Annotated in this window: 1 protein-coding gene; it reads left to right on the top strand. The window is 64.5% G+C overall.

Annotated elements, in window-relative coordinates:
- Nucleotides 1–235: 235 nt before the first annotated feature.
- Complete coding sequence (locus RY1_RS01735; protein ID WP_084727121.1) at nt 236–26,953, top strand: non-ribosomal peptide synthase/polyketide synthase; 26,718 nt, start codon at nt 236–238, stop codon at nt 26,951–26,953.

The raw sequence follows: 26,953 nt of genomic DNA, 5'->3' as shown, positions 1-26,953 counted from the left end.
GAATCTTCGCCAGTATCGAAGTGTCCGAACGGGCCCATCCACGATACGACGCGCAACGAACCAACGTGAAAGGGGCGGCGCGACCGGGCACCGCACCGGTCATCCGTGCGTGGAGTGGTTTCGATGCTCCTGCCGCCACACGTAAGAAGACGCCGAATGTAGAAGAACGGACTCCGTAGTGATCGATCCCGCCAGGACACCTCCTTCCTCGATCTCGCTCAAGAAAGGCGAATGAATGCGGGCAGCAGTCTCAGGCGAGTCTCACAGTTCACCCCCTCATGGAGGCGGTGGCGAGAATGCGGGCTTTCCGTTGTCGTCTGCCCAGCGGGGGATGTGGTTCGCGCAGCAGTTGGCACCGACGGTGCCGGTCTGCATCGCCCAGTACGTGGATCTGCGGGGGGATCTGGATCTGGAACTGCTACGCAGAGCATCGCGGACGGCCGGTCACGAGTTCCAATCGGCGTTCCTGCGATTGTCCGAAGCACACGGCGAGCCGATTCAGATCGTCGATCATTCGATCGACGACCACATCGACTACGTCGACTTCAGGTCCGACAGTGACCCGATGCGTGCTGCGCGTATCTGGATCGACGAAAACTACACGGCACCAGTCGATTTGAGATCGGACAGGCTGGTAGGAGTCTGGATCCTGCACGTCGAGGACGACCGGTACCTGTGGTACAGCAAGATTCACCACGTCGCGCTCGACGGCTACGGCGCGATGACCATGGTCAATCGGACGGCGGAGCTGTACACCGCCGAATACGAAGGCCGTGAACCAGCACCGGCCAAAGCGGCGGACCTGAAGACGCTCTACGATCTCGATCAGGCATACAGGTCGTCGAGCCGTTTCGAAACGGATAGGGAGTACTGGGCGGACCACGTTCGCGACGTCCGTGACGGCGCGAGTCTGTCCAACACGGCGGGCGACACCGTGGCGGCCAGCAAGCTCGAAAGCGCATCCTTGCCCGTCGATGTCGTCGACGCCCTGGAGAACTCGGATGCGTCGAAGGGTGCTACTGCAGCCGCCGTCGTGATCGCGGCTTTCGCGTGCTACCTGTCTCGAATGACGGGCCGCGAGGATGTACTGGTCAACATTCCCGTTTCCGCGAGAACCACTGCGGTGCTGCGGCGTTCGGGCGGCATGCTCGTCAACGTCGCGCCCATTCCGGTGCGTGTGTCGCCGGACGAGACGGTGGGGGAGCTCGTCGCGCAGGTGCAGCTCGAGCTCATGGGTGCGCTACGGCACCAGCGATTCAGCATCGAAGACATTCGCCGCGATCTGCACAGCTCGGGCGCCGACAAGATGCTCGTCGCGCCGATGGTCAATGTGATGCTGTTCCATCAGGAGATTCACCTCGGCACGATCGTCGGTGAGTTCAACATCGTGACGTCGGGCCCGGTCGAGGATCTCCTGGTCAACATCTATCAAAGTGGTTCTCCAGCAAAGACGTTCGTCGATTTTCGCGGCAACCCGAATCGCTACGACGACGAAGATCTGGCCCGTCACCACCGCAGCTTCATCGACGTCGTCTCCGCGTTCGTCGCAGCCGGACCGCACGACGGTGTCGGAGACGTGCACCCGGTCAGTGCCGCGATCGGACGTCGCCGCCGAGTGGAACAGCAGCAACTGGCATTCTGGTCCACCGAGCTCGCGAATGCTCCCGATCCGGTCGGGTTGCCGCTGACACATGGCACGACCTCGCGCTCGACGCCACAGGTCCGCAGTACGACCCTGACTCTCGGCGCCGACTCGCATCGGTCACTGGTGTCGTCTGCAGCGAGCCAGGGATCGAGCGTCCTGGTCTCTATCCATGCTGCGATGGCGATTCTGCTGGCGCGGGTGTCCGGCGAAACCGACATCGTGATCGGCGCGCGCACTCCGTACACGGCCGACAACACCGTCGTACTGCGTGCAGAGGTCGACCCGCGAGAGTCCTTCCATGCGCTGTCCGGACGTCTTCGCGGGGTCGATTCCGCAGCGCTGGCACATTGCGATGTCGCGTTCGAGGACGTACGCCGCGAACTGAATGCGACCACGGGCCGGGGGACAGGCATCTTTCGGGTCCTGCTCGCGTATTCGTGCGACGTCGCTCTAGCCGACGTCGAGGGCGTCGACCTGATCGTGACGGCAACCGAGCGAACGGACTCCCTCGGAGCTCCGGCCGGCATCACGCTCGAACTCGAGTACGACGCCTCGGCGCTGGGGGAGAACTCCGTCGGTGAGCACGCGCAGAGACTCGCGCGCATTCTCGACGTCGCAGCGACGGACGCCACCTCCGTCGTCGGAGACATCGACGTTCTTTCGCAGTCCGAGCGTGCGTCGCTGGTGCCCGTGCGTGGTGGAGTCTCTATCGGGGCTCGGACGCTGCCGGAAATCTTGTCGGCTGCGGTGGATGCCAGCGGTGTGGGCTCGATGGCATTGATGTCCGGCGGTGTGTCGGTCTCGTACGGCGAGTTGGACGATCGGTCGTCGCGGTTGGCGCGACTGCTGATCGGACGCGGAGTGGGACCTGGTTCGTTCGTGGCGCTGGCGTTGTCGCGATCGGTGGAGTCGATCGTGTCGGTGTGGGCGGTCGCGAAGGCAGGTGGTGCGTTCCTGCCGGTGGATCCGTCGTACCCCGTGGACCGTATTGCGCACATGCTGACCGACTCCGGTGCGGCATTCGGTATCACGATGCACGAGCATCTGCCGATGCTGTCGGACATCGGGGCGCGCGTGCAGTGGACGGTTCTCGACGATGCTCTCGTGGAAGACGAGCTGATCTCGATACCGGGTGGGGCCGTCACGGCAGAGGTCAGGTCGAGTCCGCTTAGCGTCGACGATGCTGCGTACCTGATCTACACATCGGGTTCCACAGGAGTGCCGAAGGGCGTCGTGGTGACGCATCGCGGACTTGCGGACCTGGCCGAGCTCGAACGCGATCGCTTCGCCGTCGAGGTCGGCTCGAGGACACTCGCTTTCGCGTCGACGAGCTTCGATGCCTCGGTGCTCGAGCTGTTGCTTGCCTTCTCCGCCGGGGCGACGATGGTGATCGCCCCGACCGACGTGTTCGGCGGCGTCGAGTTGGCCCAGCTGTTGGCGCAGGAAAAGGTGACGCACGCGTTCGTCACTCCTGCGGCGTTGGCGTCGGTGGATCCGAGCGGGTTGGATTCGCTCGCGGTGGTGGTCACCGGTGGTGATGCGTGTGGTCCCGAGTTGGTGGAGCGCTGGGCGCCCGGTCGGTCGATGTTCAATGCATACGGTCCGACCGAGGCGACGGTCTTCTCCTCGGTGAGTGCGGCGATGCAATCGGGTTCAGCGGTCGATATCGGCTCGCCCATCACAGGTTCCGAGCAGGTGGTTCTCGATCACCGTTTGCAGCCGGTTCCGGTGGGTGTTGCGGGTGAGTTGTATCTGGTGGGCGCTGGGCTGGCTCGTGGGTATCACGGTCGGGCGGGTTTGACGGCGGAGCGGTTCGTTGCGGCGCCGTTCGGTGTGGGTGTGCGGATGTATCGCACGGGTGATGTGGTGCGGTGGAATGTCTCCGGTGCGCTGGAGTACGTGGGTCGTTCGGATTTTCAGGTGAAGGTGCGTGGGTTCCGTATCGAGTTGGGTGAGATCGATGCGGTGGTCGCGTCGGTGCCGGGTGTGGAGTTCGTGGCGACGTTGGGTGTGGAGGGTCCGTCGGGGTCGACGGTGTTGGTGTCGTATGTGATGCCGGTGCGGGGCGCGGCTGTCGATGTCGACGGCGTCCGCGCTCGTGTAGCGGCCGCATTGCCCTCGCACATGATGCCGTCGGCATTTGTTGTGCTGGAGTCGATTCCGCTGACTCCCGCAGGAAAACTGGACCGCAAGGCACTCCCGGTTCCGGAATTCGGACGTGTCACCGAATTCCGCGCTCCCGAAACCGAATACGAGCAAAAGATCGCCGAGGTGTTCACCGAGCTGCTCGACGGCAGGCGCGTCGGGTTGGACGACAGCTTCTTCGATCTCGGTGGAAACTCTCTGATCGCCACCCGAGTCGTGGCGCGAGTCAACGCGGAACTGGGCACCGGTCTACGGGTGATCGACCTGTTCGAAGCGCCGACGATTCAGGCACTCGCCTCCCGTGCCGAGGGTTCGGCGGCAGTGGTGAGCCGTCCTGCGTTGGTGCGGGTGGACAGGCCTGACCGAGTGCCGTTGTCGGCGGCGCAGCAACGAATGTGGTTCATCAACCAGTTCGACACCACGTCGGCGGCATACAACATTCCGTTGGCGGTGCGGTTGTCGGGTGTGGTCGATGTTGCGGCATTGAACGCTGCGATCGGTGACGTGCTCGCGCGTCACGAGTCGCTGCGGACGACATTCCCGGTCGACGGGGAGCTGCCGCGTCAGTTGGTCGGCGGTGTCGATTCGTCGGTGGCGTCGTTGGTACCGGTGGATGTGGACGAGGCCGAGGTTGCGGAGCGTATTGCTGCTGATGCGTCGCGTGGTTTCGATGTGACGGTGGACAAGCCGTTCCGGGCTGGGTTGTATCGGGTTGCCGATGCGGAGTTCGTGTTGGCGATCGTGGTGCATCATATTGCGGCCGATGGTGCGTCGATGGCGCCGTTGGCGGCGGATGTGATGGTGGCGTATTCGGCTCGGGTCAATGGTGATGCTCCGTATTGGGAGCCGCTCGAGGTGCAGTATGCGGATTACACGGTGTGGCAGCGTGAGTTGTTGGGTAGTGAGGACGATCCGGGTTCGGTGGTGTCGTCTCAGTTGGGGTTCTGGTCGCGGGAGTTGGCGGATCTGCCGGATCTGTTGCCGTTGCCGGTCGATCGACCTCGCCCACCGCAACAGTCGATCCACGGTGCCACCACACGCTTCGAGATCCCCTCCGAGATCCGCGATCGGCTGACGAGGTTGGCATCGGACAACGATGCGACATTGTTCATGGTCGTACATTCTGCGTTGGCGCTGTTGTTGGCGCGACTCAGCGGCACCGAGGACATCGCGGTCGGAACGCCGATCGCCGGTCGTGGCGAGGCAGGCCTGGACAAGCTGGTCGGAATGTTCGTGGGAACGTTGGTGCTCCGCACCGAGGTGTCGCCGCACGTGAGTTTCACGGAATTGCTTGCGCGTACTCGTGCAGCCGATCTGGCGGCGTTCGACAACACCGATGTGCCGTTCGAGAAGTTGGTCGACGAGTTGGCTCCGTCGCGGTCGACCGATCATTCGCCGCTGTTCCAGGTGCTGCTCGAGTTCCAGAACAACGCGGCCGCACACCTCGAACTCCCCGGCCTCGAGGTCTCCTTCGAGGAGATCGACACCGGAACGACGAAATTCGACCTTCAGCTGCGGGTGGACGAGTATCCGACGTCAACGGGCGCCTCGACGGCGGCGTTCACGTACTCGACGCAGCTCTTCGACGCCGCGACGATCGACATGTTCGTCGATCGTTTTCTCAGGCTCCTGCGATCGGTCTGCGACGCGCCGACCATCGCCCTTCGCGACGTGAAAATCCTGTCGACTCGGGAACGCGAGACAGTCGTCGAGACATGGAACGCCACCGATCGGGCCCTGCCCGCACACGTCGGCGACGACCCGACCCTCAATACGCTGTTCGACCTACAGGTCGCTCGAAGTCCGTATTCGATCGCCGTGGTCTTCGACGACGAACACATCACCTACCGTGAGTTCGACGATCGGGCGAATCAGCTTGCCCGGCACCTGGTGTCGCTCGGCGTCGGCCCGGAGACGCACGTCGGTCTTGCCATCCGTCGTTCGACCGATCTGCTCGTGGGAATGTACGCGATCATCAAAGCCGGTGGCTCGTATGTTCCGATCGACCCGGACCATCCGGTGGAACGATCCGCCTACGTGATCGAGAGCGCGGCACCGATCTGCATTCTGACCACGAGTCGCGACTGGATCAACGTTCCGGTCGAGACACCGGTTCTCGCGATCGATCTGATCGACGTCTCCGATCGGGATACCGCCCCGTTGACGCAAGCCGAACGAATCGGCCGGGTCACCGGTCGCAGCACGGCGTACGTGATCTACACATCCGGTTCGACCGGACGCCCCAAGGGCGTGGCGGTCACACACGAGGCGATCGTCAACAGGCTTCTGTGGATGCAGGACCGCTACGGCCTCGAGCCGTCCGACAACGTGCTGCAGAAGACCCCCGCGACGTTCGACGTCTCGGTGTGGGAGTTCTTCTGGGCGCTTCAGGTCGGCGCGAAGCTCGTCATCGCTGCCCCCGACGGCCATCGTGACCCGGACTACCTTTCACGGTTGATACTTCGCGAGCGCATCACCACGGTGCACTTCGTACCTTCCATGCTCGCGGTGTTCATCGAAGGAGGACGGCCGGAGGACTGCGCGTCGCTCAGGCTAGTCTTCTGCAGTGGCGAGGCGCTGCCGCCCGCCACGGTGTCGGCGTTCTCGGCGTTCGCGGACGCGGAGCTGCACAACCTGTACGGGCCGACGGAAGCGGCCGTGGATGTCACGCACTATCACTGCGCCTCGGGTGATCTGGCCGTCGTTCCGATTGGCGCGCCTGTCTGGAACACCACGGTGTACGTGCTCGATGCGGCGCTCGAACCCGCACCCATCGGGGCTCCGGGCGAGCTGTATCTCGCGGGAGTGCAACTCGCCAGGGGATACGTGGGTCGCGGTGATCTGACCGCGGACCGATTCGTGGCGAACCCGTTCGGCGAGCCGGGGGCAAGGCTGTACCGCACCGGTGATCTCGTGCGCTGGCGTTCGGACGGCAACCTCGAATACATCGGTCGGACCGACTTCCAGGTCAAATTGCGCGGGCTCCGCATCGAGCTTCCCGAGATCGAAGCGGCCCTGCTGCGCCACGACGCAGTGGCGCAGGCAGTTGCTGTGGTTCACAGCAACCCCGTGACAGGTGAAGTCCTGTTGGCCTATGTCGTGCCGGCACGCAATGCGGACTTCGACGCGGCGGCATTGACCGCGTCGGTAGCCGAGTCACTCCCCGCGTACATGGTCCCCTCCCTTGTAGTCGAACTCGACGCCCTGCCGCTGAACGCAAGCGGTAAACTCGATCGAAAGTTGTTGCCCGAACCAGAGTTCGGGAGTTTCGACACAGAAGCAGTGTCGCCGGAGAATCCGGTCGAGGAGATAATCGCTGCGGAGTGCGCAGACCTGTTGGGAGTGGCTCAGGTCGGCGTCACGCACAACTTCTTCGACATCGGCGGAAACTCCCTCGTTGCGATGCGCTTGGTCGCGCGAGTCAACTCGGCCATGGGATCGTCACTGACCGTTCGGGACCTGTTCGATGCGCCGACGGTTCGGGGACTGGCAGCCGTCGTCGAATCGCAGGAATACCGAACGGACCCACGTCCTGCGCTCGTTCCTGCCGATCGCCCCGAGTCGATTCCGGTTTCCCTTGCTCAGCAGCGTATGTGGTTCATGAACCAGTACGACACCACCTCGGCGGCGTACAACGTCGCGTTCGCGATGCGGATGACCGGTCATCTGGACCTCGATGCACTTCGCAGCGCTGTCAGCGATGTGATGGACAGACACGAGTCGCTTCGGACGGTCTTCCCCCTGACCGACAGCGGACCGGTCCAGTCGATACTCGAGCCACACCAGGTACTTCCGAACCTCGATCCGATCGACGTCGAGTCCGAGAAGGACGCGCTACGACTGATCGCCGAGGCAGCGCAGTCCGGATTCGACGTGTCGGCAGACGTGCCCGTCCGCGCGCAGTTGATCCGCATTCACGAGGACGTGCATGTGCTGGCCTTCGTCGTGCATCACATCTCGTCCGACGGATTCTCCACGGCACCACTGGCACGCGATCTGATCGTCGCCTACAGCTCCCGCATCCACGGGGATGCACCGATCATCGATCCGCTGCCGGTGCAGTACGCGGACTACTCGCTGTGGCAGAGGGCTTTCCTCGGATCCGAATCCGACCCGTCGTCGTTGATGTCGCAGCAGTTGGCGTTCTGGGTCGAATCCTTGTCCGGGGCACCGGATGTTCTCGCCCTACCCCTCGATCGACCACGCCCGAGCGAAGCGTCGTTCCGCGGCGACACGATCGAGTTCGACATCGAACCCGAACTGCACCAGGCGATGTCGCGTTTGTCCTCGTCGCGGGATTCGAGCGTTTTCATGATCGTGCATGCGGCTCTGGGTGTACTCCTGTCGAAGTTGTCGGGGACAGAGGACATCTCGGTGGGTACCCCCATCTCCGGACGCGGTGACGCGGCACTGGACGATCTCGTCGGCATGTTCGTCAACACCCTGGTACTTCGGACCGACGTTCGCCCGGCACAGTCCTTCGCCGAGCTCCTCGACGTCGTTCGCGCCACCGATCTCGAGGCGTTCACGCATGCCGACGTCCCGTTCGAGCGCGTCGTGGATCGACTCGACCCGGTTCGGTCGACGTCGTACACGCCGCTGTTCCAGGTCATGCTCGAGTTCCAGCACACCGACCGACCGAACATCACGTTGCCGGGACTCGAGGTCGAGCGCGTGGAGCTGACCAACGACATCGCGAACTTCGATCTGCAGCTGACCATCTCGGAGTCCTTCGACGAGGCGGGAAGCCCGTCCGGCATCGAGGCCGCGTTCCGATACGCAACCGATGTGTTCGACGCGAACACGGTGTCGGAATTCGCATTTCGATTCAGATCGATCCTGCAGACGGTCGTCGACGATCCGGCTGTCGTGGTGGGTAATGTCGATGTGTTGTCCGTCGACGAGCGCGCAACGCTCGCTCCCGTCCGCGGTGCCCCCGCAGTTCCCGAGCGCCTGCTCGTCGACATCCTCTCGGACGCGGTGGCCACCGCTGGAGTGGACGCGCCTGCGATCGACTACCAGGACGACGTCGTCTCGTACGGCGAGCTCGATTCACGATCTTCGCAGTTGGCACGGGTCCTGATCGATCGCGGTGTCGGCCCGGACACGTTCGTGGCGTTGGCGCTGCCTCGATCGGCGGACACGATCGTCGCCATCTGGGCAACCGCGAAAGCAGGAGCCGCGTTTCTTCCGATCGACCCCACCTATCCCTCGGATCGAATCGAACACATGCTCGTCGATTCCGGTGCCGTCCTCGGTCTCACGACGCCCGAACACGCGGCAGAGCTCGGGTTGTCAGCCGCGGAAGCCGAGTGGCTCGTTCTCGGTGATCCGACGATGTCGGCCGAGATCGCGTCGCGTTCGGCGTCGGCCGTCTCCGATTCGGATCGGCTACGTCCGTTGCGTCTGGACGACTGCGCGTACCTCATCTACACGTCCGGTTCCACCGGACTGCCGAAGGGCGTGGTCGTCACGCACCGGGGTCTCACCAACCTCGCCGACGAGGAACGACTCCGATTCCGTGTGACTCCGAGCTCGCGCACACTGGCTTTCGCGTCTCCCAGCTTCGACGCGTCGATCCTCGAATTCATGCTGGCGTTCGGAAGCGCTGCGACGATGGTCGTCGCTCCGCCTGCCATGTACGGCGGACCCGAACTGTCGCAGCTCATGGCCGACAAGCGGGTGACGCACGCGTTCGTGACTCCCGCGGCCCTTGCGTCGGTCGATCCGTCGGGTCTGCCGCATCTCGACGTCATCGCCACCGGCGGCGACGCATGTTCACCGGAACTCGTTGCCCGCTGGGCTCCGGGACGTGCGATGTTCAATGCGTACGGACCGACCGAGGCAACGATCTTCTCGTCCATCAGCGATGAATTGCATCCTGACACCCCGGTCGATATCGGGGCACCGACCATCGGATTCGCGGAGGTCGTTCTCGACGGCAGGATGAATCCCGTACCCATCGGAGTACCCGGCGAGCTGTATCTCGCGGGCCCTGCCCTTGCCCGCGGCTATCACGGCCGTTCCGGCCTCACCGCCGAGCGGTTCGTCGCAAATCCGTTCGCGACGGACGGCTCTCGGATCTATCGAACCGGGGACGTGGTTCGGTGGAACCGCAGCGGTGCCCTGGAGTTCGTCGGCCGTAGCGACACCCAGGTCAAGGTCCGCGGATTCCGTATCGAGCTCGGTGAGATCGACAGCGTTCTGGCCACGCATCCCGATGTCGAGTTCGTGACGACGGCGGGAACGACCGGACCGGCTGGAAACACGATTCTCGTGGCCTACGTGTTGCCCGTATCGGGTGGGTCGGTGGACTCGCGCGTACTACGTGATCACGCGGCGGACTCGCTCCCGGGCCACATGCTTCCGGCCGCGTTCGTCGAATTGGAATCGATCCCGTTGACCCCTGCGGGCAAGCTCGATCGTCGAGCCCTGCCCGAACCGACATTCGACAACCGCTCCGAGTCGGGGCGTGAAGCCAACACCCCGATCGAGAAGTTGCTCGCCGGATTGTTCTGCGAAGTTCTCCGCCTCGATCATGTGGACGTCGACGACTCGTTCTTCGCACTCGGCGGCGACAGCATCATGTCGATCCAGCTCGTGTCCCGTGCGAAGGCTGCGGGCATCGTGCTGTCACCTCGTGACGTATTCGAACGCAAGACCGTGGCGGCGCTTGCCGAGGTTGCGTTGTCGGTGTCGGACGATGCCGTCGTGGTGCTGGAGGAACTCCCGGGCGGCGGCGTCGGTGACGTGCCGCTCACTCCGATCGTGTCCTGGATGATCGAACGCACACCCGTGTTCGATCGACACACCCAGACAGCACTGTTGACGTTGCCCGCCGACATCGATCTACCGACACTGGAACGAACGATTCAGACGGTCCTCGATCACCACGACATGTTGCGCGGGCGGCTGCGCACGCACGACGGTACACCGGTGATGGACGTCCTTCCGCCGGGAGCGATCCTTGCGTCGGACATTCTTCGCCGTGTCGTGACCGGTGAGTCGATAACTCCCGCCGGCGAGCTGGAAATTGCTGCGGGACAATTGGATCCGGCATCGGGTTCGATGATCCGCTTCGTGTGGCTCGACGACGTCGGAGCGTCACGGCTACTCATCGTTGCGCACCACCTCGTCGTCGACGGCGTGTCCTGGCGCATCTTCGTGCCGGACATGGCGGCTGCGTGGTCACAGATCGTCGCGGGTGACGAACCCGAACTCATGCCGGTCGGCACGTCGATGCGTCGTTGGGCTCACGGTCTTCGCGACGCGGCTGCCGAGCGCCGCGGCGAGCTCGATCTGTGGCGGCGCACCCTGGCCGGACACGATCCGCTCATCGGTTCGCGTCCTCTGGATCCGGCGATCGACGTGCACAGCACGGTCGATCGGGTCGACGTCGAACTGTCCGCAGACGTGACCGACAGTGTGCTGACGACGGTTCCCGAGGCGTTCCACGGCAGTGTCAACGACGGTCTCATGGCCGGTCTGGCTCTCGCCGTGGCGGCGTGGCGGCGTGATCGCGGCATCGACGCTCCCGACACGCTCGTCAGCCTCGAGGGACACGGCCGGGAGGACCAGGTCGTGCCGGGCGCCGACCTCGCGAGGACCATCGGATGGTTCACCACGATCTTCCCGATTCGGATCGACGTGTCCGGTCTCGACCTCGACGACGCTCTGTCCGGCGGTGCCGCGGCAGGTTCGTTGATCAAGTCGGTCAAGGAGCGCTTGCTCGGCATTCCCGATCACGGAATCGGGTACGGGCTTCTCCGCTATCTCGACGAGGAATCGGGCAGCAGCCTCGCGGCGTACGCGGCCCCACAGATCAGCTTCAACTATCTCGGACGGTACAGCGCAGGCATCCCGGAGAATCTGCGTGATGTCGGCTGGCTGCCGGTCGAGGACGACGACGTCGGGGACGTGCAGAATCCGGAGCTGCCGGTCGCGGCGGTTCTGGACATCAATGCCGTCACGGCAACCGGCGACGACGGTAGGGCAGTGCTGAAGGCGACTTTCGCATTCCCCGTCGGTGTACTCGATCGTGACGATGTCGTCGAACTCACGAGACTGTGGACACGCTCCCTCACGGCGATCTCCCGACACGCATCAAGGCCGGGTGCAGGCGGTTTCACACCGTCGGATCTGGATCTCGTGCAGCTCGATCAGACGTCGATCGACGACGTCGAACGCCGCTACCCGGAACTCGTCGACGTGTGGTCGATGTCGCCGCTCCAGGCCGGACTGCTGTTCCACGCCGAGCTGTCCGATCAGGCGGTCGATGCGTATTTGGTCCAGTTGGTCATGACGTTGACCGGCAGCGTCGACGAGGTTCGGTTCCGGGCGGCGGCACAGAAACTGATCGATCGTCACGCGAACCTGCGCACTGCCTTCGTGCACAACATCGACGGCGACTCGGTGCAGGTCGTCGAACGGCGAGTCGAGGTGCCCTGGGAATCGTTCGACCTGACGAATCTGGGCGACGCGGACCGCGCTGTCGAGCTCGACCGAATCATGGCCGCCGACCGCGGACGACGATTCAACATGGCGCAGGCACCGCTGCTTCGATTCATGCTGATCTCGGTGCAGCCTTCCGAATGGCGACTTGTTCTGACCAACCATCACATTCTCATCGACGGCTGGTCCACACCGCTCCTGGTACGCGAGTTGTTGACCCTGTACGCGACGGATGGCGACGACTCCGTGCTGCCGCGTGTACCCGCGTACCGTGATTATCTGACGTGGATGGCTCGCCGGGATCCTGTCGCTGCACGGGACGCATGGGTGAGCGCGCTGTCGGGCCTGGCCGAGCCGACTCTCCTCACACCCATCGAGAGCCGCAGGCAGGAATCCACCCTCGCCGCACGGAAACTGACGTCGATGACGGAGGAGGACACCGATCGGTTGCGTGCGTTCGCGCGCGTGCACGGCGTCACCGTCAACACGCTCGTCCAAGCTGCATGGGGTACGGTCCTCGCAGGTCTGACCGGACGCGACGACGTCCTGTTCGGGGCAACGGTCTCGGGTCGTCCGCCGGAAATCAACGACATCGAGTCGATGATCGGATTGTTCATCAACACGCTGCCTGTCCGCGTGACGATCGATCCGCGAGAAACGCTGGGTGACTTCATCACTCGCCTCCAGCGGGAGCAAGCGAATCTGCTCGATCACCACTATCTCGGGTTGACCGAGATTCAGCGCGCTGTCGGCCCGGTTGTCGCGTTCGACACGTTGACGGTGTTCGAGTCGTACCCCATGGACCGGGCAGGTCTGACGGACGAGACGGACATCGTCGGAATGCGTGTGGCGAACATTCTCGACGGAAGCGACACCGCGCAGTATCCGTTGACACTCGTGGCCATGGTCGACGAGCGGCTGCACATCGAGGCCAAATACCTCCCCGATCTCTTCGAATCCGATGCGGTCGAGGCGATCGTCGGTCGGATCGGCCGCGTACTGCACGCATTTGCCACAACGCCTGATCTGTTGATGGGCCGTGTGAACCTGCTGTCGGAATCCGAGCGTGCGGTGTTGGTGCCGGTGCGGGGTGAGGAATCCGTCGAGGTTCGGTTGCTGCCGGAGATTTTGTCGACCGCTGTCGACATCGCGGGCGTGGATGCGACTGCGCTGGTGTCGGGCTCGGTGTCGGTGTCCTATGGAGAGTTGGACGCGGCGTCGTCTCGATTGGCGCGGTTGTTGATCTCTCGGGGTGTGGGTGTCGGTTCGTTCGTGGCCTTGGCGTTGTCGCGTTCGGTGGCATCGGTGACCGCGGTGTGGGCGGTGGCGAAGGCCGGAGGTGCTTATCTGCCGGTGGATCCGTCGTATCCCGTGGACCGTATTGCGCACATGCTCACCGACTCCGGTGTGAGCTCGGGTATTACCCTCTCCGGGCACCGTTCGGTGTTGGACGACGCCGCGGACACCGTCGAGTGGATCGCTCTCGACGACGAGGACATCTCGGCGACGCTCGGCGACCTGCCGGGAACTCCGATCGAGGCCGAGGAACGCACGGATGTTCTTCGACCGGACGACGCTGCGTACTTGATCTACACCTCGGGGTCGACAGGTGTGCCGAAGGGCGTCGTGGTCACGCACCGCGGACTCGTGCACGTCGCCGAACACGAACGCACCCGTTTGGATGTCACGACCGAATCTCGCGTATTGGCCTTCGCGTCACCGAGTTTCGACGCCAGCGTGCTCGAGTTGCTCTATGCGTTCGGTGCAGGCGCGACGATGATCATCGCGCCCACGGATGTGTACGGCGGCGAAGAATTGGCCGTGCTGCTGGCACGGGAGCATGTGACGCACGCATTCGTGACCCCAGCGGCGTTGGCGTCGGTGGACCCGAGCGGCCTCGACGAGTTGCGCGTCGTGGCGACCGGTGGCGAGGCATGCGGACCGGAATTGGTGGAGCGCTGGGCGCCCGGCCGCCGAATGTTCAACGCGTACGGACCCACCGAAGCAACGGTGTTCGCAACTCTGAGTACTGCCATGAACCCGGGCACCCCGATAGCGATCGGTAGTCCGATCATCGGTGCCGCCGTCGTCGTTCTCGACGCTCGGCTGCAGCCGGTGCCGGTAGGTGTTGCGGGTGAGTTGTATCTCGCGGGCCCGGCCTTGGCTCGTGGGTATCACGATCGGGCGGGTTTGACGGCGGAGCGGTTCGTTGCGGCGCCGTTCGGTGTGGCTGAGCGGATGTATCGCACGGGTGATGTGGTGCGGTGGAATGTCTCCGGTGCGCTGGAGTACGTGGGTCGTTCGGATTTTCAGGTGAAGGTGCGTGGGTTCCGTATCGAGTTGGGTGAGATCGATGCGGTGGTCGCGTCGGTGCCGGGTGTGGAGTTCGTGGCGACGTTGGGTGTGGAGGGTCCGTCGGGGTCGACGGTGTTGGTGTCGTATGTGATGCCGGTGCCGGGTGCGGTGATCGATGTCGACGGTGTGCGCAGCAAGGTGGCATCTGCGCTGCCTGCGCACATGATTCCGTCGGCGTTCGTGGTGCTGGAGTCGATTCCGCTCACTCCCGCAGGAAAACTCGACCGCAGGGCACTGCCTGCGCCGGACCTGCGCAGCGGCGTCGACCGCCGTGAACCGATATCCGATGCCGAGATTGCGATCGCGCGTGTGTTCGCCGATGTCCTCGGAACCGAGGACATCGGTCTCGACGACAACTTCTTCGATCTCGGCGGCGATTCCCTGAGTGCGACGCGCGTGACAGCTCGCGTCAACGGCGCACTGGGCACCGACATCAGCGTGCGGGCACTCTTCGAGGCTCCGACCGTCGAGATGCTGGCTGCACGGGCAGTGGGGCAGAGGTCTGTCGGATCCCGTCCTGCTCTGGTACGAGTGGAGCGTCCCGCCGTTGTTCCGTTGTCACAGGCGCAGCAGCGGATGTGGTTCATCAACCAGTTCGACACCACGTCGGCCGCGTACAACATTCCGTTGGCGGTTCGGCTGTCCGGCACGGTGGACGTCGACTCGCTCAATGCGGCGATCGCGGACGTGCTCGCGCGTCACGAATCGCTGCGGACGACCTTCCCTTCCGACGGCGTCACTCCGCGGCAGTTCATCCACGACGCCGGATCGACCGTGGTGACGCTCGCGCCGGTCGACGTGGAGGAATCACAGCTGTTCGAGCGTGTCGCTGCTGATGCGTCGCGTGGTTTCGATGTGACGGTGGACAAGCCGTTCCGGGCTGGGTTGTATCGGGTTGCCGACGCGGAGTTCGTGTTGGCGATCGTGGTGCATCATATTGCGGCCGATGGTGCGTCGATGGCGCCGTTGGCGGCGGATGTGATGGTGGCGTATTCGGCTCGGGTCAATGGTGATGCTCCGTATTGGGAGCCGCTCGAGGTGCAGTATGCGGATTACACGGTGTGGCAGCGTGAGTTGTTGGGTAGTGAGGACGATCCGGGTTCGGTGGTGTCGTCTCAGTTGGGGTTCTGGTCGCGGGAGTTGGCGGATCTGCCGGATCTGTTGCCGTTGCCGGTCGATCGACCTCGCCCCCCGCAACAGTCCATGCGCGGCGCGTCGGTGAAGTTCACGATCTCGCCGGCGTCGCACCGCGCGCTCGTCGACATTGCGCGAGAAGCGCATTCGACCGTGTTCATGGCAGTGCACGCTGCCTGGGCGTTGTTGATGGCACGGCTCAGCGGCACCGAGGACATCGCGGTCGGAACGCCGATCGCCGGTCGTGGCGAGGCAGGGCTGGATGCTCTGGTGGGTATGTTCGTGGGAACGTTGGTGCTCCGCACCGAGGTGTCGCCGCACGTGAGTTTCACGGAATTGCTTGCGCGTACTCGTGCAGCCGATCTGGCGGCGTTCGACAACACCGATGTGCCGTTCGAGAAGTTGGTCGACGAGTTGGCTCCGTCGCGGTCGACCGATCATTCGCCGCTGTTCCAGGTGCTGCTCGAGTTCCAGAACAACGAGCGTGCACACCTCGAGCTACCAGGCCTGGAGGTCACCGCGCTCGAGTTCGACGCGGGTGTCGCCAAGTTCGATCTGCAGCTGACGGCATTCGAGGAGTACGACGAAAACGGCTTGCCCGCAGGGATGTCCGCGGCGATCACGTACGCGACCGACCTGTTCGACGAGTCGACCGTCGTGACCTTCGCCGACCGGTTCGTCTCGATCGTCGACGCTGTCGCGGTCGATCCTGACGGGGTCGTCGGAGACATCGACATTCTCGGACGCACCGAGCGCACGATGATGAACATCGACTGGAACCACGAGGGACGCACCGCGTCCGCCGAGACGCTCGTCGAACGTTTCGAATCTGCGGTGGCACGGTTCCCCCAATCGACGGCCGTGGTGGACGGCGACCGCACGTACACCTACAGCGAGTTGGAGGCCAGGGCCAATCGGCTCGCGCGTCATCTGGTCTCGGTGGGTGTAGGACCGGAAACACTGGTTGCAGTGGCGATGCCGCGTACTGCCGAGCTACCGGTGGTGCTTCTGGCAGTGCTCAAGGCAGGCGGGGGATACCTCCCGGTCGACGTCACCTACCCAGCGGACCGACTCGCCTTCATGCTCGAGGATGCGCGCCCGGTCTGCGTCGTGTCGACTGTCGCCGACAGTGCGGCAGTTCCGGCCGGCGGGATCGCGCACGTTCTCGTCGACGATCCCGACACGATGGCTGCCCTCGACGCGCTGCCTGCCGATATGTTGACCAGCGCAGACCGAGGTGGCGATCCGACCGCGGACACCATCGCGTACGTCATCTACACATCCGGAAGCACCGGTCGACCCAAGGGTGTCCAGGTCACCCATCGAACCGTGGGGACGTTGTTCGAGAACACGATCGACAAATTCGGATTCGACGAGACCGATGTGTGGACGATGTTCCACTCCTACGCGTTCGACTTCTCGGTGTGGGAGCTGTGGGGCCCGCTCCTCTACGGCGGAAAACTCGTCGTCGTCGACTACTACACGGCCCGTTCGCCGGAACTGTTCCGTGAACTACTCGTCGCCCAGTCCGTCACCGTGCTCAATCAGACGCCGACAGCCTTCTACCAGTTCGCCGAGGCAGACCGTGTCGCGGCCGACGAATCAGGCCTTCTTGCACTGCGCTACGTCATCTTCGGAGGCGAAGCGCTCGATCTTGCCCAGTTGGAGCGTTGGTACACACGCCATTCGGAGAACTCGCCGACGCTGGTCAACATGTACGGCATCACCGAGACCACGGTGCACGTCAGCTACCTGCCGTTGACACGCGAGTTCGCGGCGGCAGCGTCGGCCAGTGTCATCGGTCAGGCGATCCCAGGCCTCGGTGTCTCGGTGCGCGACCATCGGCTCCGACTCGTTCCCCCCGGTGTCACCGGCGAAATGTACGTGTCCGGGGCACAGCTCTCGCGCGGGTACCTCGGCCGGATGGCTCTGACGTCGACACGCTTCGTCGCGAACCCGGATTCGCTCGACGGCACCCGGATGTATCGCACCGGCGATACCGCGCGGTGGAATCGCCGCGGGCAGCTCGAGTACCTGGGTCGAAGCGACTCTCAGATTCAATTGCACGGCTTCCGTATCGAACTCGGCGAGATCGAGTCCGCGTTGCTGCAGGCCGACGGTGTCGCACAGTCGGTGGTGACCGTCCGTGACGACGGCGCAGGCGAGCGACTCGTCGGCTACGTCGTCCCGGAGTCGGGTCGAACGGTCGACACGACCGAGGTTCTGGCGTTCGCGGGCACGGTGTTGACCGCGTACATGGTTCCCGCGGCTCTGGTGGTGTTGGACGAACTCCCGTTGACCGCGAACGGCAAGCTCGACCGACGCGCCCTGCCTGCGCCGGATTTCGCGGCCCGTGTCACCCACAGCCGTGCGCCTGCCACTCCGGTCGAGGAGTCCCTCGCGTCGCTGTTCGCCGAGGTTCTCGGTCTCGGGTCCGTGGGTGTCGACGATTCGTTCTTCGCCCTCGGCGGGGACAGCATCATGTCGATCCAGCTGGTGTCCAGGGCCAAGGCCGCAGGTCTCGTCATCGCTCCGCGAGACGTGTTCGAGCGCAAGACCGTGGCAGGACTCGCCGAGGTCGCACGTTTCGGAAGCGACGTCGTCGTGCTCGAGGAGCTCGAGGGCGGCGGCGTCGGCGATCTGCCGTTGACACCGGTGGTCCAGTGGATGGTCGAGCGCAGCGAGCAGTTCGGCCGCTACACGCAGACTGCGCTGCTGCAGCTTCCTCCGTCGATCGAATCCGATGTGCTCGAGCGGACCGTTCAGGCCGTCCTCGATCACCACGACATGCTGCGCGCCCAGCTCTACCGCGACGAAGACGGTGTCTGGGTCGAAAGTGTTGCCGCCGCAGGTACGGTGACCGCAACATCGGTACTGCGTCGAGTCTCCGTGGATTCGGTTGTCGGCGAAGATTTCTCGGCGGTCGCTGCACGTGAACTCGACGCCGCCGCCGATCGACTCGATCCTGGCGTAGGGCGCATGATCGAGATGGTGTGGTTCAGCGACGAGTCCGGGGCCGGACGCCTGCTGATCGTCGCACACCACCTGGTGATCGACGGGGTGTCCTGGCGAATCCTGGTTCCGGACCTGGCCACCGCATGGGCGCAGATCGCCGCGGGAACCGAGCCCGAGTTGGCCGAGACGGGGACGTCCATGCGGCGCTGGGCCACCGGACTGGCCGAGGTCGCTCCGGCGCGTGCCGCCGAACTGGCTCTGTGGACCCGCACGTTGTCCGGAGCCGATCCGGTGATCGGTTCTAGAGCACTCGATCCGGCAGTCGACGTCGATGCGACCGCCCAGCGGATCCGCACGGCGCTTCCCGTCGAGGTCACCGAGCACCTGCTCACCACGGTGCCCGAGGTGTTCCACGGCAGCGTCAACGACGGATTGCTGACCGGACTCGCGTTGGCATTGACCGCGTGGCGCCGGGAGCAGGGAACGCACGTGGACGATGCGCTGGTGAGTCTCGAGGGCCACGGCCGCGAGGACGCCGTCGTTCCGGGAGCCGACCTCGGTCGGACGGTCGGCTGGTTCACCACCATCTTCCCGGTCCGTCTCGACCTCGACGGTATCGACGTCGCGGATGCCTTCGCTGCCGGTGGCGCCGCGGGTGATGCGATCAAGTCGATCAAGGAACAACTGCTCGAGATTCCGGATCACGGAATCGGCTACGGCCTTCTCCGGTACCTGACCGAGGACGGGCGAGCCGCCCTCGGAGGCTTTGCTCGTCCACAGGTCAGCTTCAACTACCTGGGACGCTTCTCGACCGGTTCGACCGAGGACATGGCAGACGTCGGCTGGATTCCGGTGTCCGACACCGCGCTCGGAGATGCACAGAACCCCGACATGCCGGTACCCGCACTGCTCGACATCAACGCGGTCACCAATTCGACACCGGACGGTCCGGTTCTGAGTGCGACGTTCGCGTTCCCGACCGGTGTGCTGTCGGCGATCGAGGTCGAGCGCTTGATCGAACTCTGGATCGAGGCACTCACCGCGCTCACGACCCACGCAGCCGGATCCGGCGCGGGCGGTTACACTCCGTCCGATCTGGAACTCGTCGACATCGATCAGTCGACGATCGCCGAACTGGAACAACGTTTCCCGGCTCTCTACGACGTCTGGTCGATGTCGCCGTTGCAGTCCGGCCTGCTGTTCCATGCGCGGTTGGCGGGTGAGGTCGACCAGGAGGTCGACACCGGTGTCGACGCGTACATGGTGCAGCTGGGCCTCGAACTGCGCGGTGAGGTCGATGCGCAGCGGATGAAGGCGGCGGCGCAGACACTGCTGGACCGTCATGACAATCTCCGCGCCGCATTCGTGCACAACGCGAACGGCGAGTCCGTCCAGGTGGTACAAACCAACGTTCAGGTGCCGTGGGCGCAGGTCGACCTCAGGGGATTCGCCGATCGAGAAGGTGCGCTGGAGACGGTGCTGGCCGAGGATCGCGCACGACGGTTCGTGCTCGATCACGCACCGCTGCTTCGCTTCACGCTGATCACCAAGGCGGAGGGGGAGTGGCGTCTGCTGCTCACCAACCACCACATTCTGCTCGACGGTTGGTCCACGCCGCTGTTGATCAAGGAACTGTTGACGCTGTACGCGACGGCCGGTGACGATTCCATGCTGCCGCGCGTGCCCGCCTACCGTGACTACCTCTCGTGGATGCACCGACAGGACGCCGAAGTGTCGAAGGCACAATGGATTCGGGCTCTGTCCGGCGTCGAGGAGCCGACGTTGCTCGTAACCGCAGACCGAGGAAGGCAGCTGTCCACGACATCGGCCGAGACGACGCGTTCGCTCTCTCGCGACACGACGGGCGCACTCCGCGACATCGCCGCACATCGCGGATCGACACTCAACACGATCGTGCAGAGCGCCTGGGGCATCGTGCTGGCCGCACTCACCGGACGCACCGATGTCGTCTTCGGCGCCACCGTGTCCGGCCGCCCGCCGGAGATACCAGGCATCGAGTCGATGATCGGCTTGTTCATCAACACGCTGCCGGTCCGCGTCAGTCTCGACCCGGCCGAGCCCGTGGGCGATCTCGTCGATCGCATCCAGATCGAACAAGCGTCGCTGCTCGATCACCACTACATGGGCCTGACGGACATTGCGCGTGCGGCCGGACCCGGCGTCGCATTCGACACGCTCACGGTGTTCGAGTCGTACCCCGTCGACCGCGCGGGGTTGTCCGAGGAGACGGACATCGCCGGGATGCGCGTCGCCGATGTACTCGGAACCGACGCCGCGCACTACCCCCTGACGCTGGTGGCTTCGGTCGACGATCGCTTGCATCTCAAGGCGAAGTACCTGCCCGATCTCTTCGACGAGGAGGCCGTCGATCGGATCATCGCTCGCGTCGAACGTGTACTCGACGCGGTCGTGTCCGACGATCGCCGACCGGTGGCCGGGATCCGCCTGCTCAGCGAATCCGAGCACGCCGACCTCGCGCCGGTGTACGGCGAGAGCGGTGGTTCGACGCGGTTGCTCGCGCACATATTCGAGAACGCTGCATCGCTGGATCCCGAGCACACGGCATTGCGCTTCGCGGACTTCTCGCTCAGCTACGGAGAACTCGATCGACGGTCGACGCAGCTGGCGCGGTTGTTGCTGCGCCGAGGAGTGTCCGCCGAATCGTTCGTGGCTCTCGGTCTCGCCCGGTCCATCGAATCGGTCGTCGCGGTGTGGGCCGTCGCGAAGACGGGTGCTGCGTTCGTGCCGGTCGACCCCGGATATCCGCGGGACCGGATCGATCACATGCTGAGCGACTCGGGTGCCCGATTCGGTATCACGGTCCGAGGCAGTCAGGACGGACTGCCGCGGACTCTCGAGGGCGGTGGATCCTGGATCGTCCTCGACGACGAGCAGACCTCGGCCGAGTTGGCATCGCTGTCGGCCGAGCGCCTCGGCGACGACGAACGAGTCGACTGCGTTCGCATGGACAGCGCCGCCTACGCGATCTACACCTCGGGCTCGACGGGTCTGCCCAAGGGCGTCGTCGTCACACACAGCGGTCTCGACAACTTCGCGACCGAGCAGATCGACCGGTATGCACTGACTCCGCAATCGAGGACGCTGCACGTGTCGTCGCCGAGTTTCGATGCGTCGATCCTCGAGTACCTTCTCGCGTTCGGTGCAGGCGCAACCATGGTCATCGTCCCGCCGAGTGTCTACGGCGGCGACGAACTGAAGGAGGTCATCTCCAGCGAGGGCGTCACGCACGGGTTCATCACCCCGGCGGCGCTCGCCTCGGTGGATCCGTTCGGGCTGGAGAGCTTCCACACCGTCGTCGTCGGAGGCGAGGCAGTTCCCGCCGAACTGATCGCGGCGTGGGCTCCGGGACGCACGCTCTTCAACGGCTACGGACCGACCGAGACGACCATCATGTCCAACATCAGCGATCCGCTCGACGCTGATTCCGCGCTCACCATCGGCGGACCGATCCGGGCCGTCCACGAGGTCGTGCTCGACGCGCGCATGCAACCGGTTCCCATCGGAGTTCGGGGCGAGTTGTATCTGGCAGGGGCCGGGCTGGCCCGCGGATACCACGAGCGACCGGCACTGACGTCGGAGCGGTTCGTGGCCAACCCGTTCGGCGAGCCGGGCGAACGCATGTACCGGACTGGCGACGTGGTGCGGTGGACCCCGGATCGCACCATCGAATACGTCGGTCGAAGTGATTTCCAGGTCAAGGTTCGTGGTTTCCGCATCGAGCTCGGCGAGATCGACGCTGTCCTGTCGGCTCATCCCAGTGTCGACTTCGCAGCGACCGTCGGCGCCGAATCTCCCGCGGGCGCTACCGTGCTCGTCGCCTACGTTCGTCTCGTCGATCGCGCGTCGTCGGTCGACACATCGGAACTGACGGCTCATGCTGCAGATCGGTTGCCGGGGCACATGGTGCCGTCGATCATCGTTCGACTCGACGAGATTCCGCTGACTCCTGTCGGAAAGCTCGATCGACGGGCTCTCCCGGCACCGGAGTTCGGTTCCGAGACAGCCGATTACGTCGCGCCGAGGTCGGCGGACGAGGAAGTCGTCGCTGCCGTGTTCGCCGAGATACTCGGTGTCGATCGTGTCGGTGCACTCGACAGTTTCTTCGACCGAGGCGGAGACTCCCTGTCTGCGACACGGGTCATCGCACGTATCAACGCGGCGACCGGCAGCAGTGTGGGCGTCCGGGCGATCTTCGAAGCTCCCACGGTGGCCGCCCTCGCCGCCCGTGTCGCAGGATCGGGTTCGACCGACTCGCGACCCGTGCTGGCTGCCGTCGACCGCCCGACACGTATCCCGCTCTCGCTGGCGCAACAGCGGATGTGGTTCATCAACCGCTTCGATCCCGCGTCGCCCGCGTACAACGTCCCGCTGGTCGTTCGCCTCACCGGTGAACTCGACCTGACGGCGTTGACCTCCGCGGTCGCCGACCTGCTCGACCGTCACGAATCGCTTCGGACGACGTTCCCGGCAAACGAGGAAGGCCCCGAGCAGGCGATCCACTCCGCCGAGGACGTTCTGCCGTCGATCGACGTCACCCCGGTCCACGAGAGCGACCTGCGAGATGTCATCGCAACGTTCGCGGAAACAGGGTTCGACGTCGCGACGGAGATCCCGATCAGGCTCGCACTGCTTCGTGTCACCTCGTCGGAGGAGCCGGTGCACGTGCTGGCCGTCGTCGTCCATCACATCGCCGCCGACGGCGCCTCGATGGCGCCGCTGGCTCGGGACGTGATGGTGGCATACGCGTCGCGCACCCAGAACGCAGCGCCTGCGTGGGAGCCGCTCGAGATCCAGTACGCGGACTACACACTGTGGCAGCGAGAGCTGCTGGGCGACGAGGCCGATGCGACGAGTATCTCCGCACACCAGCTCGACTACTGGCGTGGCGCACTGCGTGGGCTTCCCGATCTGCTTCCGTTGCCGACCGATCGACCGCGACCGAACACTCAGGACTTCCGCGGCGGCAGAGTGAAGTTCACCATCGACGCCGACATCCACCGCCGCGTCGCGGAGTTCGCTCGGACGCGGAGCGCGACGATGTTCATGATCGTGCACGGCGCGTTCGCGGCATCGTTGGCGAGGCTCAGCGGTACCGAGGACATCGCCATCACGACCCCGGTCGCAGGTCGAGGCGAGGCGGCACTCGACGACCTCATCGGCATGTTCGTCAACACGCTCGTGCTGCGTACGGTCGTCGACGGCGCCGAGTCGTTCGAATCCTTGCTCGGCCGCGTCGTCGACGCGGATCTGGAAGCGTTCGGGCACACCGAGATTCCGTTCGAGCGTGTCGTCGAGGTCCTCAACCCGACGAGGTCGACTGCGTACTCGCCGCTCTCTCAGGTCGCGCTGTCGTTCCAGAACAACGACGAGGCCCGCTTGGAGCTGCCGAATCTGCTCGTCGAAGGCGTCGACATCGATGTGCCGGTGGCGAAACAGGATCTGCAGCTGCTGTTGTCCGAGAAATTCGACGCGTCGGGTGCGCCCGCCGGGATCGAAGGGGCATTCGACTACGCCACCGCGCTGTTCGACGCGTCCACGGTGTCGTCGTTCGCGAGAAGGTTCGTCCGTGTTCTCGGCGCAGTCGTCGCACACCCGGGCGCGCCGGTGGGCGACGTCGACATCCTCGCCGACGACGAGCGCCCGATGTTCGCGCCCGCACGGGGAGACGACGGCGGTGATCCGCAGACGTGGCCGCAGATCCTGGCGAACGCGGTTCGTGCGAATCCGGACGGTTCGGCCATCGAGTACCTGGACAGGTCGCTGACCTATCGGGAACTGGACGCGGTCTCGACCCGGATGGCACGGATGTTGATTGATTACGGCACAGGTCCAGAGACCTTCGTCGCGCTCGCGATGCCGCGGTCGATCGAGTCGGTCGTCGCCACCTGGGCGGTCACCAAGTCCGGTGCGGCCTTCCTGCCCGTAGATCCGAACTACCCGGCGGATCGCATCGCACACATGCTCGAGGACTCGCATTCGCCGATCGGGTTGACGGTCGCGGCCTTCCGCGATCAGCTCCCCGACACGATCACGTGGTTGGTCGTCGACGATGACGAGTTCGTCGCCGACGCAGAGCGATACCCGACCGATGAGGTGACCGACGCGGACCGGACCTCGACGCTGCGGGTGGACAACCCCGCCTACCTCATCTACACCTCGGGATCGACGGGTCGACCGAAGGGCGTCGCAGTGCGCCACCGCGGCATGGCGAACCTGGAGGACGAGGTCACTCTTCGCTTCCATCCGAAGCGGACGTCACGCGTTTCGCACATCGCTTCGCCGAGCTTCGACGCGTCGGTGTACGAGCTGACCATGGCGTTCGGTGTCGGAGCGACGCTCGTCATCGTTCCGCCCGGCATCTTCGGCGGCGACGACCTCGCCGATCTGCTGGAACGTACGTCGGTGACACACGCCTTCCTGACGCCCGCAGCGCTGGCATCGATCGACGGCGATCGTCTGCAGGACGTCGAGGTGTTGGCCGTCGGCGGTGAGGCGTGCACATCGGAACTCGTCGCTCGCTGGGCGCCGGGCCGCATGATGTTCAACGGTTACGGCCCGACGGAGACGACGATTCAGGGCAGCGTCGGTGGTCCCCTCGTTGCAGGGGAGCGAATCGATGTCGGCAGTCCCGCGATCGGATTCCGATACCTCGTGCTCGATTCTCGGCTCCGCCCGGTACCGGCGGGTGTTGCCGGAGAGTTGTACATCGCAGGCCCCGGCACCGCACGCGGCTACCTGCACCGCTTCGCGTTGACGTCCGAGCGGTTCGTGGCCGACCCGTTCGGTGAGCCGGGTGAGCGGATGTACCGGACCGGAGACGTCGTTCGGTGGACTGCGGACCACACGATCGAATTCGTCGGACGAAGTGACTTCCAGGTGAAGGTGCGCGGGTTCCGCATCGAGTTGGGCGAGATCGACGCAGCGCTCACCGAGCACGACGCGGTCGGGTTCGCGGCGACCATCGGCCACACAGCCCCCTCCGGTGACACCGTCCTCGTCTCGTACATACGGATGCACGACAACTTCGCGGTGTCGACGTCCGAGCTGACCGAATACCTCGCGGGTTCGCTACCACGTCACATGATTCCGACAGCATTGGTCGTACTCGACGAGATTCCGCTGACCCCGGTGGGCAAGCTCGACCGAAAGGCATTGCCCGTGCCCGAGCTGGCATCGGCGTCGACCCCGTACCGCGCGCCGTCCACACCGATGGAATCGGCAGTAGTCGATGTGTTCGCCGAGGTTCTGGGTGTCTCGCCCGTCGGCGTCGACGACAACTTCTTCGATCTCGGTGGCACGTCGCTGGTGGCAACACGAATCGTGCCGGCTCTCGAGTCCGCGGTCGGTATCAGGGTGGCGCTGCAGGCGCTGTTTCTCGATCCCACCGCAGCAGGTCTGGCAGCACGGATCGAAGCAGGGGAGGGGTCGACGACGCCAGGGTTGGACTCGGCGTTCTCGGTCGTCATTCCGTTGCGCGCGCAGGGAACGGCAAGCCCCCTCTTCTGCGTGCATCCCGGGATCGGGCTGTCCTGGGGCTATTCGGGAATCGTCCGTCACCTCCGGGAGGACCGCCCCGTCTACGGGTTGCAATTGCCGAGCATTTCCGAAGGCGGGGAGTTCGGTTCGATCCAGGAACTCGCGCATCGCTACGTGCGGGAGATCAAGTCGGTGCAGCCGGAGGGCCCGTACAACCTGCTCGGCTGGTCGCTCGGCGGCGCGATCGCACACGCAGTGGGTGTCGAACTACGCGGCGAGGGCGACGAGGTCGAGTCCTTGACGATCATGGACAGCTATCTCGCAACGCCGGCAGAGTCCGTGTCGGGTGAACTGACAGTCGAGGAACTGCTCAGTGGGCTCGGGCTCGATATCGAACGGGATCAGTCGCAGCCGTCACTGACCTACGAGGGCGCCGTTCGATTGCTGAACGAGAAGTTCGGTCAGAACACAGGTCTCACTCCCGAGCACCTGCAACGAATCAATCGAGGTTTCGCGAATTCGACCACGTTGATGGACGGGTTCGTGCCCGACGTCTTCGACGGCAGTATCTTGTTCTTCGCGGCGGCACACGGGTCGGGTGATGGCGTCCACCGAGACCCGGCTGAGTGGAATGCATTCATATCCGGTGAAATGGAAATTCATCCGATCGAATGCGCACACAATCAGATGATCGAACCCGAGGTTCTATCGAAAATCGGGGAGCAGTTGGAGAACCACATCGGACACTGA

Origin of the sequence: Rhodococcus yunnanensis NBRC 103083, from assembly GCF_001895005.1 — a bacterium.
GTDB classification, from domain to species: domain Bacteria; phylum Actinomycetota; class Actinomycetes; order Mycobacteriales; family Mycobacteriaceae; genus Rhodococcoides; species Rhodococcoides yunnanense.
Note: the sequence above shows the minus strand (reverse complement) of the source record. Positions and strands in the feature narration are given on the sequence as shown.

Bases quoted from the DNA above. Each gene is read 5' to 3' on its own strand.
- RY1_RS01735 (WP_084727121.1), top strand. From the start codon at position 236: ATGCGGGCAGCAGTCTCAGGCGAGTCTCACAGTTCACCCCCTCATGGA.